This window comes from Phytomonospora sp. NPDC050363, assembly GCF_040655735.1.
In the GTDB taxonomy this organism is placed as follows: Bacteria; Actinomycetota; Actinomycetes; order Mycobacteriales; family Micromonosporaceae; genus Phytomonospora.
In genome coordinates this window covers 440,098-452,285 of the sequence record NZ_JBFAKK010000004.1, presented here as the reverse complement: position 1 = coordinate 452,285, position 12,188 = coordinate 440,098, and the positions used below count along the sequence as shown (strand labels likewise).

Genomic DNA, 12,188 nt, shown 5'->3' with positions numbered 1-12,188 from the left:
GTCTCCCGGGGTTTTGGCCACGGCGGTGGTCACTCCTCGGTTTCCCGCTTGGGATGCCGGCGGAGCCGGACCTCGGTGATGGCGCGGTTGGCCACGGCCGTGACGGTGGCCGTGACACCCGGCAGGCTCACCGACTCCCCCGGCGCGGTGGGAATGTGGCCGAGCTGGGCGAGCACGAGTCCGGCGACGGTGGTGTAGTCGGCGTCATCGTGCTCGTCGTCGAGGTCGATGCCGATGTCGGGGAAGTCGTGCAGCGGGAAGGTGCCGGGCAGCGTCAGGGTGCCGTCCTCGTTGCGGGTCACCGAGAGGACGTCGCGGTCGGACTCGTCGTAGATCTCGCCGATGACCTCCTCGACGAGGTCTTCGAGGGTGATGATGCCGGTGATCGAGCCGTACTCGTCGGCGACGGCGGCGAAGTGCTCGCGCCGCGAGCGCATCTGCCGCAACGCGTCGGCCACGGCGAGGGTGTCGGGCACGACCATGCAGTCGTGCGCGCGTTCGGCGACGGAGCCGGTGGCGCCGATCAGGTCGCGGAGGTGGACGACGCCGAAGACGTCGTCGAGGCCGCCGGGGCCGGTGACCGGGGCGCGTGAGTGGCCGGATTCGAGGAGGGTCCGCAGGGCCTCCTCGGCCGAGACCTCGCGGGCGAGGAATACGACGTCGCGGCGGGGGACGATGATCTCCTTGACGATGCGGTCGGTGATCTCGAAGGCGCCGGAGATGATGGTGCGCTGCTCGGCGGTGAACGCGCGCTGCGCGGCGACCAGGTCGCGGATCTCCTCGGGCGAGACCTCCTCGCGTCCGGCCTCGGGGTCGCCGCCGCCGGCGCGGACGATGAGGTCGCTCGACTTGCCGAGGAGCCACACCGCCGGCCGTGACAGCGTCGCCAGCCAGTCGAGCGGGCGGGCCACGACCAGCGCCCAGGTCTCGGCGCGCTGCATCGCGATGCGCTTCGGCGCGAGCTCGCCGAGCACGAGGGTGAAGAAGGTCAAGACGAGCGTGACGAGGACGATCGCGACCGGTTCGGCGGCCGATCCGAGGAACGACAGGGGTTCGACGAGCGGCTGCGCGAGCGACACGGCGGCCGCGGCGGAGGCGAGGAACCCGGCGAGGGTGATGCCGATCTGGATGGTCGCCAGGAAGCGGTTGGGGTCGCGGGCGAGCTTGGCGAGTACCTTGCCGTTGCGACTGGTCCGCTCAAGGCGCTGCAACTGGCTGTCGCGCAAGGTGACGAGGGCCATCTCGCTGCCGGCGAAGACGGCGTTGAGCAGCACCAGGACGAACACGAGCAGGATCTGCCCGGTATAGCCGCTCACGGCGGTCTACCTCCCACGGTCGGATGTGTGAACAGTAGGGCACGCGCGAGGTCCCGGCCGGGGTCGCGGCCGGGACCGTGCGGGTGTCAGCGGCTAGGGCGTGTCCTCGTCGTCGCCGTGGGCCGAGTCGGCGGCGTCGCCGACTCCGGCGGCGCCCATCAGACCTCCGGCCACCCCGGCGGTGACCGCGCCCGCTACGTGATGCCCACGGCCGGATCCGCCGAAACCGCGGTCTTGTCCGGCGCGGTCGGCGAGGGCGGTCAACCACTCCCCCACCTCGCGCTCCCAGTCGGTGCGCAGCGCCACCTCGTGCGGGAAGATCCAGCGCCCGAAGCCGTCACCACCGTCACCGAAGGCGGCGCCGCGGCGGTCGGCCTCCAGGACGACGGCGAGGTGGTGGGGGTCGGCGATGAAGGTCAGCTCGACCTCGCCGACGCCGCCCGCGAAGCTCTCCGGTACGTCGAACTCGATCTCCTGGAAGAACGGCAGTTCCTGGAGCAGGCCGCGGATCCGGCCGCGCTCGAGGTCGGCCTTCCGGAAGCCGAAGCCGAGCTGGCCGAAGGCGTTGAGGACCCGCTCCTGGGAGGAGAGCGGGTAGATCGCCAGGGCGTCGAGGTCGCCCTTGTCGACAGCCTTGGCGACCGACAGTTCGGTGCGCACGCCCATGGTCATGCCGCGCAGCTGGCGGCCGTAGACGTGCGTCATCGGCGCCTCGAAGGGCACCTCGAAGGAGAAGGGGATCGAGCGCCGCTCACCGGCGGCGAGCCGGAAAGGCCCCGACACGACCGTGCGGTGGAACTCCACCGTGGCGTCGTAGTCGTCCTCGTAGCCTTCGACCTCGACGCGGGTGACCAGGCCGAGGGCCACGTGCTCGATCTCCACGTCGTGATCACCGCCGAGGATCTCGACCCGTCCGGACGCCGTGCCACCGGGCCGGACGTCCTGCCGGTCGAGAATCGTGTCCACACTGGGACCGCCGACACCGAACGCGCGCATCAGCTTCTTGAAAACCACGAACCGCTCCTAATCGGGAAACGCGAGGGGAGCGTGCGGGGCGGTGCCCCACACGCGAGAACGAGGGGGAACACCAGGCCGGGACGAGGACACCGACCACCAGAAAGAGACCGCCGGGCCGCACCCGGCTGGGGACTACACCCCTCTATGTCGTCGTCTGGCATGCGAGGCAGATTAACACGCGGGGGGCGCCGGGGATCGGCTGTAGTAGCGCGTTCTCGCCGGGAAGGACAGCCGCCCATGGCCACACCGATATCGCTGGGTTCACGCCCGCCCGGGCCCTCTCCGCGGCGGCGGGCGCGGCTGACCCGCCTCATCCGGGCGCTGGTGTTCGCCCACGATCACGTACAACGTCGTCGAAGCCGTGGTGGCCGTGACCGCCGGGACCGTCGCGTCGTCGACGGCCCTGATCGGGTTCGGACTCGACTCGGTCGTTGAGGTCTCCTCGGCCGCGGCCGTCGCTTTGCGAAGCGGGGTGCGACTGCCCTGCGGCTTGAGCCGCGTTCCCCACTTCGCCGCGTGGTCCCTAGTCGGCGGTGGCGGTCTCGTACTTCGGGCGGCCGGTGGGCCGGTAGACCCCGATCGTCACGCCGGCGGGCGTTGTCCGCGACTCGGCCAGTTCGAGCGCCGCGTCCGGGCCGTCGGCGGGGAACAGCCGCGTCCCCTGGCCGACGACCACCGGGACGGTGAGCAGCGTGATCTCGTCGACGAGCCGGTGGCCGAGCAGGGCCCGGACCAGTTCGCCGCTGCCGTGCACCTGGAGCTCGCCCTCACCCTGCGCCTTCAGTTCACCGACGGCCGTCGCGAGGTCGCCGGACAGGACGGTCGTGCCCGGCCAGGCCGCTTCGGTCAGCGTGCCCGACGCGACGTACTTCGGCCTGGTGTTCAGGGCGTCGGCGACGGGGTGGGCGCCGGGGTCCTCCATCGCGCCCCAGGAGCCGGCGAAGATCTCGTAGGTCCGGCGGCCGAAGAGGAACGCGCCGGCGCGCTGGTAGATCCCGCTGAGGTAGGCCATGGCCTCGTCGTCGAACGCGGGCGCGACCCATCCGCCGCGTTCGAAGCCGCCGCGGCGGTCCTCGCCGGGCGCGCCGAGTCCCTGCATGACCCCGTCGACGGTGACCATCGTGATGGTGGTGAGCTTCATGATCGCGGTTCCCTTCTCCTCGGACGCGGCGGGCGATCCACCGGGGCGCACTGCGCCGCGGGGGCCGTCTCCGGTCGTGTGGGGCGGCCTGTTCGGCTGCCTCTCACTGTTTCCACGAACGGCGCCGGGTCAATCCGACACCCATCGGGGAGATTTCTCCGGTGAATCCCCGACTCGCGGTCGGACCGTGCGATCAGTGGGTGGAGCGCGACGGGGAATTGCGGGAGACGACGTTCGAGGCTCAGGTGCGGACGCGGTAGCGGATGTGGGTGGCCTCGAGCGTGTCGACCACGCGGAGGATCCCCAGCTCGACGCGGCCGGATAGGACGCCGAAGAGACGCCGGCGGGACGGTGCCTTGGGACGATGGGGACGCCGCGGCCGTGGTCGCCGCCCCGGTGGCCGACGATGTAGCCGTCGAGGGACATCGACATGAAGAGGACGGACGCGGGCACGGGGGCCCGAGGCTCCGCCCCCGGACCCGGTGCTCGGCCCGCGCTCAACGCCGTGGACACCATCGCCCGGCTACCGGGACCAAGCCGGGTTGCCGGCTAAGGCCGCCCCCGACGCGGCCACTCGGCGGCGGAGGGTCGTCGCGGTGAACACCGCCGCCAGCAGCGCCGTCACCGCCAGCAGCAGGAAACCCAGCATGTACCCGCCGGTGACCCCGTATACCGCGCCCATCACCAGCGGCGGGAAGAAGCCGCCCAGTCCTCCGGCGGCGCCGACGACTCCCGTCACCGACCCGACGCGCTCGGGCGGGACGAGCCGCGCGACGAGCGCGAAGACCGCGCCGGTGCCGGTGCCCAGGGCCGCGGCCATGCCGAGGAAGGCGATGGTCCCGAAGGGAACCAGCGGCGGCTCGAAGGCGACGACCACCGCCAGCAGCGCCGTCACTCCGAAGGCGACGGTCAGCACGCTCACCGGGTCGACCTTGTCGCACAGCCAGCCGCCGACCGGCCGCATGATCACCGCGAGCACGACGAACCCGGCGGTGCGCACGGCGGCGTCCTCGCGTTCCAGCTCGCAGGCGGTCACCAGGTAGGTCGGCAGGTACACGCTGAACGCGACGAAACCGCCGAAGGCCACCGCGTACAGGAACGACATCTGCAGCGTGACGGGCAGCCGCAAGGTCATGGCGAGGCGGGCGAGCATGCCGCCGGTCGCGACGGCCCGGCCGGAGCGGTCGCGCAGCAGGAGGTAGGCGGCGACGGCGTAGACCACGAGGATCACGGCAACGAGGTCGAAGGGGAAACTGCGGCCGAAGGAGTCGCTGAGCCGGACGGTCGTGAACGACGAGATGGCCGTGCCGCCCATGCCCGCGCCGAAGACGCCGAGAGCGAACCCGCGCCGCTGCGGCGGGTACCAGGAGTTCACGAAGGGGACGCCGATGGCGAAGGTCGTCCCGCCGAGCCCGAGCAGGAAACCCCCGGCCAGGTAGCCGGCGAGCGAGTCGGCGCCGTGCCCGAGGTACAGCACCGGCACGGCGGTGAGCAGCGCGACGGCGGGGAACATGCGCCGGGCGCCGAGCTTGTCGGTCAGCGCGCCGACCGGGATGCGGCCCAGCGAGCCGACGATGACCGGGACGGCGACCAGCAGCGACTGCTCGAAAGAACTCAGCCCCAGGTCCTCGCGCAGCGAGGCGCCCAGCGGCGACAGCAGCGCCCAGGCCCAGAAGGTCACCGCGAAGCCGATCGTGGCCACGGCCAGCATGAAGCCCTGCCGCCCGTCGGTGCCCGCCTTCGCGCTGTCCGCCGCAGACCTCGTCATGGGGCTCCCCCGTCCTCGAAAGTCCCTTGAGCGGCCGACTTCGGCCGTCCTAGAACCGCGGCCCAGGTCGGCCGCTCCCTCGTCAATACAGCATTCGACCATCCCGACATGGGTCTTTTGGCATAGTTTCGAATGATCGCCGACGGCGATCGTCTACTGGGGACGAGCCCGAGGAGAGGACGCCCATGAGCCGCGGACAAGCAGGTGGCAAGCCCGTCGGCGGTGGGACGGACGGCCCCGCCGCCGACGCGCTGCTGCGGACCGGCCGCTTCTTCACCCGGCGCGAGACCTCGGCCGACCTGCGCGCGGTCTTCAAGACCGGCGGCCGCGACGGCGACGTCTTCTACCGGGACCGCTGGAGCCACGACAAGGTGGTCCGCTCGACGCACGGGGTCAACTGCACCGGCTCGTGCTCGTGGAAGGTCTACGTCAAGGACGGCATCATCACCTGGGAGACACAGCAGACCGACTACCCGTCGGTCGGTCCCGACTCCCCCGAGTACGAGCCGCGCGGCTGCCCGCGAGGGGCCGCGTTCTCCTGGTACACCTACTCGCCGACGCGGGTCCGCTACCCGTACGCGCGCGGTGTGCTGGTCGAGATGTACCGGGAGGCCAAGGCCCGTCTCGGCGACCCGGTCGCGGCGTGGGCCGAGGTGACCGGCGACCCCGACAAGCGGCTGCGCTACCAGTCGGCGCGCGGCAAAGGCGGCCACGTGCGCGTCTCCTGGGACGAGGCCACCGAGATGGTCGCGGCCGCGCACGTGCACACCATCGCCGCCTACGGACCCGACCGCGTCGCCGGCTTCTCGCCGATCCCGGCGATGTCGATGGTCAGCCACGCGGTCGGTTCGCGCTTCATCGAACTCATCGGCGGGGCGATGACCTCGTTCTACGACTGGTACGCCGACCTGCCGGTCGCCTCCCCGCAGGTCTTCGGCGACCAGACCGACGTGCCCGAGTCGGGCGACTGGTGGAACGCGACCTACCTGCTGATGTGGGGTTCCAACGTCCCGGTCACCCGCACGCCCGACGCCCACTGGATGGCCGAGGCGCGCTACAAGGGCCAGAAGGTCGTGGTGGTCTCCCCCGACTACGCCGACAACACCAAGTTCGCCGACACCTGGCTTCCCGCCCAGCCGGGCACCGACGGGGCCATGGCGATGGCCATGGGCCACGTCATGCTCAAGGAGTTCTTCGTCGACCGCCAGGTCCCCTTCTTCACCGACTTCGTCCGCCGCTACACCGATCTGCCGTTCCTGGTGACCCTCGACGAGCACGACGGCGCCCACGTGCCGGGCAAGTTCCTCACCGCCGCCGACCTCGGCGACACCGGTGAGGGCGCCGAGTGGAAGCCGGCCCTCGTCGACGACCGCGACGGCGAGGCGACCGTGCCCAACGGGTCCATGGGCTTTCGCTACACCGAGAGCGGCATGGGCCGCTGGAACCTCGACCTCGGCGAGGTCTCACCGCGGTTGACCATGCTCGATCCCGCCGCCGAGACCGCGGAGGTCCTCCTCCCCCGCTTCGACGCCCTCGACGGCACCGGCGGCGTCCTGCGGCGCGGCGTGCCGGTGCGCACCGTCGCCGGCCGCAAGGTCACCACCGTCTACGACCTGATGCTCGCCCAGTACGGGGTCCACCGCGACGGCCTGCCCGGGAAGTGGCCGAAGGGATACGGCGACGCCGAGGAGCCCTACACGCCGGCCTGGCAGGAGACGATCACCTCGGTGCCCGCCGCGCACGTCACGAAGGTCGCCCGCGAGATGGCGGCCAACGCCGAGGAGTCCGAGGGCCGCACCATGATCATCATGGGCGCCGGGATCTGCCAGTGGTTCCACGGCGACGCGACCTACCGGGCGGTGCTGGCGCTGCTCATGCTCACCGGCTCCATGGGCCGCAACGGCGGCGGCTGGGCGCACTACGTCGGGCAGGAGAAGTGCCGGCCCGCCACCGGCTGGGCGACGATGGCCATGGCCACCGACTGGCAGCGCCCGCCGCGCCAGATGATCGGCACCGCCTACTGGTACACCCACACAGACCAGTGGCGCTACGACGGCTACCGCGCCGACGCCCTGGCCTCGCCGCTGGCCGCCGGGAAGCTGTCGGGCATGCACACCATGGACACCATCGCCCTGTCGGCGCGCCTCGGGTGGATGCCGTCCTACCCGCAGTTCGACCGCAACCCCCTCGACCTCGCCGACGAGGCGGGCGACGACGTCGCCGGGCACGTCGCGCGCAGCCTCCAGGACGGCTCACTGTCCTTCGCGATCGAGGACCCCGACGCCCCGCGGAACTGGCCGCGCTGCCTGACGCTGTGGCGCGCCAACCTGCTCGGCTCCTCGGCCAAGGGCGACGAGTACTTCCTCAAGCACCTGCTCGGGACGCACGACAACCTCAACGCGGAGCAGACTCCCCCGGAGAGCCGGCCGCGCGACGTCGCGTGGCGCGGCGAGGACGGGCCGCGCGGAAAGCTGGATCTGCTGCTGTCGCTCGACTTCCGCATGACCAGCTCGACGCTGCTGTCCGACGTGGTCCTGCCGGCCGCGACCTGGTACGAGAAGCACGACCTCAACACCACCGACATGCACCCCTTCGTGCACGCGTTCACGCCGGCCATCGACCCGCCGTTCGAGTCCCGCACCGACTTCGACGCCTTCCACGCCATCGCGCGCAGGTTCTCCGAACTGGCCGCCGAGCACCTCGGGGTGCGGCGTGACGTCGTCGCCGTCCCGCTCCAGCACGACACGCCCGGCGAGACCGCGCAGCCGGGCGGAAGCGTCCTCGACTGGCGGGCGGGCGAGGTCGAGGCGGTCCCGGGCCGCACGATGCCGAACTTCGTGGTCGTCGAGCGCGACTACCCGGCCGTCGCCGACAAGATGGCGAGCCTCGGGCCCCTCGTCGACCGGCTCGGCGTGACCACCAAGGCCGTCACCTACCGTCCCGACGAGGAGGTCGCGCGGCTGGCGGCGAAGAACGGCGTCATGCTCGGGGGCGCCGGCGACGGCCGGCCCGCGCTCGACACCGACGCCAAGATGGCCGAGGCGATCCTGGCGCTGTCGGCGACGACCAACGGACGGCTCAGCGTCCAGGGCTTCCGTGAACTGGAGCGGCGCACGGGCACGCGGCTGGCCGACCTCGCCGAAGGCAGCGAGGAGCGCCGGATCACCTTCGCCGACACCCAGGCGCAGCCGGTGCCGGTCATCACGAGCCCGGAATGGTCCGGCAGCGAGACCGGCGGCCGCAGGTACGCGCCCTTCACCGTCAACGTCGAGCGCCTCAAGCCGTGGCACACGCTGACCGGCCGGATGCACTTCCTGCTCGACCACGACTGGATGCACGAGATGGGCGAGACGCTGCCGATCTACCGGGCGCCGCTGAACATGCACCGGCTCTTCGGGGAACCCGAGCTGGGTGAGGGCGACGGCGCCTCGGTCACCGTCCGGTACCTCACCCCGCATTCGAAGTGGTCGATCCACTCGGAGTACCAGGACAACCTGTTCATGCTGTCGCTGTCGCGCGGCGGGCCCGTGGTGTGGATGAACGACCGGGACGCCGCGTCCATCGGGGTCGGCGACAACGACTGGGTCGAGGCGGTCAACCGCAACGGCGTCATGGTCGTCCGCGCGATCGTCACCCACCGGATCCCGCCGGGGACGGTCTTCGTCTACCACGCGCAGGAACGCGTCGTGAACGTGCCGAAGAGCGAGGCGACCGGCCGGCGGGGAGGGATCCACAACTCGCTCACGCGGATCCTGGTCAAGCCGACGCACCTGATCGGCGGCTACGCCCAGCTCTCCTTCGCCTTCAACTACCTCGGCCCGACCGGGAACCAGCGCGACGAGGTCACCGTGATCCGCCGCAGGAGCCAGCGTGTCCAGTACTGACGAGAGGAACCAGGCATGCGGGTGATGGCCCAGATGGGCATGGTCATGAACCTCGACAAGTGCATCGGCTGCCACACCTGCTCGGTCACCTGCAAGCAGGCGTGGACCAATCGCGGCGGCGTCGAGTACGTCTGGTTCAACAACGTGGAGACCCGCCCCGGGCAGGGCTATCCGCGCCGCTACGAGGACCAGGAGAAGTGGAAGGGCGGCTGGGTCCGCGACCGGCGGGGGCGCCTGCGGCTCAAGGCGGGCGGACGGCTGCACAAGCTCTTCACCATCTTCGCCAACCCGGTCCTGCCCAACATCCGCGACTACTACGAGCCGTGGACCTACGACTACGAGACCCTCACCGACGCGCCGCTCGGTGACGACTTCCCCGTCGCGCAACCGAAGTCGCTGCTCACCGGCGACCCGATGGCCGTCGAGTGGAGCGCCAACTGGGACGACGACCTCGGCGGGGCGCCCGAGCACGGGCCGCGCGACCCGATCGTCGAACGGCTCCGCAAGGAGTCGGAGGACAAGGTGAAGTTCACCTACCAGCAGGCGTTCATGTTCTTCCTGCCGCGCATCTGCGAGCACTGCCTCAACCCCTCGTGCGTGGCGTCGTGCCCGTCGGGGGCGATGTACAAGCGCGAGGAGGACGGCATCGTCCTCGTCGACCAGGACCAGTGCCGTGGGTGGCGCATGTGCGTGACGGGATGCCCGTACAAGAAGGTCTACTTCAACCACCGCACCGGCAAGGCCGAGAAGTGCACCTTCTGCTACCCGAGGGTCGAGGTGGGGCTGCCCACGGTGTGCAGCGAGACCTGCGTCGGCCGCCTGCGCTACATCGGGCTGTTCCTCTACGACGCCGACCGGGTGACCGAGGCCGCGTCGGTCGCCGACGAGAAGGCGCTCTACGAGGCCCAGCTCGACGTGCTGCTCGACCCGAACGACCCCGAGGTGGCCGCCGCCGCCCGCCGCGACGGGATCGCCGAGGACTGGCTCGACGCCGCCCGCCGCTCGCCGGTGTACAAGCTGGCGAAGGTGTACCGGGTCGCGCTGCCGCTGCATCCGGAGTTCCGGACGATGCCGATGGTCTGGTACATCCCGCCGCTGTCGCCCGTCGTGGACCGCCTCACCGAGACCGGCCACGACGGCGAGGCCGCCGGGAACCTGTTCGGCGCGATCGACGCGCTGCGCATCCCGGTCTCCTACCTGGCCGAGCTCTTCACCGCCGGAGACCCCGAGCCGGTCCGGCTCGTCCTGCGCAAACTCGCCGCGATGCGCTCCTACATGCGCGACGTCAGCCTCGACCGGCCGCGCGACGAGTCGATCGCCTCGGCCGTGGGCATGAGCGGCGGCGAGCTCGTCGAGATGTACCGGCTGCTGGGCATCGCCAAGTACGAGGAGCGCTATGTCATCCCGACCGCCTACACCGGTGAGGCGCACCAGCTGGAGGAGCTCGGTTGCAGTCTCGACACCGAGGGCGGGCCGGGGATGATCGACAGCGGTCCCTTCGGGGAGGGCTCCGGGCGGGCGACACCGGTGTCGGTGGAGACCTTCCACGCCCTGCGCGACCGGCAGACGAGCGATCGGGTGACCGATCCGGGACGCCCGGGCGCGCGCGTGAACCTGCTCAACTGGGACGGCAAGGGCACGCCGGCGGGGCTCTTCCCACCCGCGCGGACCCCCGAGGGCGAGGAGCCGAAGCCATGACCGCGACTCTCGGCGCACGCGAGCAGGCCGTCGTCCTCCAGGCGGCCTCGCTGTGTCTCCAATACCCCGACGAGGCGCTGCTGGCGCATCTTCCGACGGTCCGCGCCGCCGTCGGCGAACTCACCGGCGGCGTTGCGCGACGGCGGCTCAGCGCTTTCCTGGACGCCATGGCGGCCCAGCCCGCGAGCGCGTCGGCGCAGCACTATGTCGAGGTCTTCGACACGCGGCGGCGCTGCTGCCTGTACCTGACCTGGTGGACCGACGGCGAGACCCGCCGCCGCGGTTCGTCGCTGGCCGGGCTCAAGGCCCGCTACCGGGAGTCGGGCGTGGAGTTCGACGGCGCGGAGCTGCCCGACTTCCTGCCCGTGGTCTGCGAGTTCGCCGCCACCGCCGACCTCGCCGGTGGTCTTGAGCTGCTCCAGGAGCACCGCGCGGGCCTCGAACTGCTGCGCCTGGCGCTGGTCGACGTGGCCAGCGTCTACGCCGCACCCGTGGAAGCGGTGTGCGCGCTCCTACCGGGGCCGTCGCCGCGGGATGTCGCGGCTGCCAAGGCCCTCGCCCGCAGCGGCCCGCCGCGTGAGCAGGTCGGCCTCGAACTGCTTCCTTTCAGCACCACCCGCCCGGAGGCCGTGCGATGAACTGGCTCGACCTGCTCCTGTGGGGAATCCTGCCGTACGTGGTGGTCGCGGTGCTGGTCGGCGGGACCGTCTGGCGCTACCGCTACGACAAGTTCGGCTGGACGACGCGCTCGTCGGAGCTCTACGAGTCCCGGCTGCTGCGGATCGGCAGCCCGCTGTTCCACTTCGGACTGCTCGTGGTCATCATCGGCCACTTCATCGGTCTGGTGATCCCCGAGAGCCTGACCGCCCGCATGGGCCTGAGCGAGCACGCCTACCACGTGCAGGCGCTCGCGCTCGGCGGCATCGCCGGGATCTCGACGCTCATCGGCGTGGCGATCCTGGTCTACCGGCGCCGCACCACCGGCCCGGTCTTTCGGGCCACCACCAGGAACGACAAGCTGATGTACCTGGTCCTGGTGGCCGCCCTCGTCGCGGGTCTGGCCACGACCCTGCTCGGCGCGGCCGGCGGGGAGGAGCACAACTACCGGCTCACCGTCTCGCCGTGGTTTCGCTCGCTGTTCGTGCTGCAGCCCGATGTCGTGTTGATGAGCGAGGCGAGCACCGGCTTTCACCTGCACACGCTGATCGGGATGGCGCTGTTCGCGATCTGGCCGTTCACGCGGCTCGTGCACGCCTTCACCGCCCCGGTCGCCTATCTCTTCCGGCCCTACATCGTCTACCGCTCACGCGAGGGCGGCCCGGCCGCGCGGCCCGCGGCGCGCGGCTGGGAGCGCCAGCGCTGAC

8 protein-coding genes and 1 pseudogene are annotated in these 12,188 nt (G+C 71.2%); 5 read left to right on the top strand and 4 right to left on the bottom strand.

What is annotated here, in order from left to right:
* Window positions 1-29: 29 nt before the first annotated feature.
* Window positions 30-1,316 carry a hemolysin family protein gene (locus tag AB0I28_RS13515; RefSeq protein WP_357492915.1) on the bottom strand — a complete coding sequence of 429 codons (1,287 nt, stop codon included), beginning with the start codon at window positions 1,314-1,316 and terminating at the stop codon, window positions 30-32.
* 93 nt (window positions 1,317-1,409) lie between these two features.
* Window positions 1,410-2,330, bottom strand: coding sequence for a sporulation protein (locus AB0I28_RS13510; protein ID WP_357492913.1), 921 nt, complete (start codon window positions 2,328-2,330; stop codon window positions 1,410-1,412).
* 240 nt (window positions 2,331-2,570) lie between these two features.
* Between AB0I28_RS13510 and AB0I28_RS13505 the strand changes: the two are divergent.
* Window positions 2,571-2,793 (top strand): annotated as a pseudogene (locus AB0I28_RS13505) (cation transporter); the annotation flags it as partial.
* 63 nt (window positions 2,794-2,856) lie between these two features.
* Here the strand turns inward: AB0I28_RS13505 and AB0I28_RS13500 are convergent.
* Window positions 2,857-3,474 (bottom strand): dihydrofolate reductase family protein, encoded by a 618-nt coding sequence (locus AB0I28_RS13500; protein ID WP_357492911.1) that lies wholly within the window; start codon window positions 3,472-3,474, stop codon window positions 2,857-2,859.
* A gap of 523 nt (window positions 3,475-3,997) precedes the next feature.
* Window positions 3,998-5,242 (bottom strand): MFS transporter, encoded by a 1,245-nt coding sequence (locus AB0I28_RS13495; protein ID WP_357492909.1) that lies wholly within the window; start codon window positions 5,240-5,242, stop codon window positions 3,998-4,000.
* Window positions 5,243-5,427: 185 nt separating this feature from the next.
* On the opposite strand from AB0I28_RS13495, the gene AB0I28_RS13490 reads away from it, so the two are divergent.
* Genes AB0I28_RS13490 through narI form a run of 4 tightly spaced genes read left to right on the top strand, consistent with a single transcriptional unit; the run spans window position 5,428 to window position 12,187 of the window.
* Window positions 5,428-9,126, top strand: a complete 3,699-nt coding sequence (locus tag AB0I28_RS13490) for a nitrate reductase subunit alpha (RefSeq protein ID WP_357492907.1) — start codon at window positions 5,428-5,430, stop codon at window positions 9,124-9,126.
* 15 nt (window positions 9,127-9,141) lie between these two features.
* The gene (narH, locus tag AB0I28_RS13485; protein ID WP_357492905.1) at window positions 9,142-10,824 is read left to right on the top strand and encodes a nitrate reductase subunit beta; all 1,683 of its coding nucleotides are present in this window, start codon (window positions 9,142-9,144) and stop codon (window positions 10,822-10,824) included.
* The gene (gene narJ, locus AB0I28_RS13480; protein ID WP_357492903.1) at window positions 10,821-11,462 is read left to right on the top strand and encodes a nitrate reductase molybdenum cofactor assembly chaperone; all 642 of its coding nucleotides are present in this window, start codon (window positions 10,821-10,823) and stop codon (window positions 11,460-11,462) included. The genes narH and narJ overlap by 4 nt, the downstream gene beginning before the upstream one ends.
* Window positions 11,459-12,187, top strand: coding sequence for a respiratory nitrate reductase subunit gamma (gene narI / locus AB0I28_RS13475; protein ID WP_357492901.1), 729 nt, complete (start codon window positions 11,459-11,461; stop codon window positions 12,185-12,187). Before narJ ends, narI begins: the two co-directional genes overlap by 4 nt.
* The last annotated feature ends 1 nt before the right edge of the window (window position 12,188 follow it).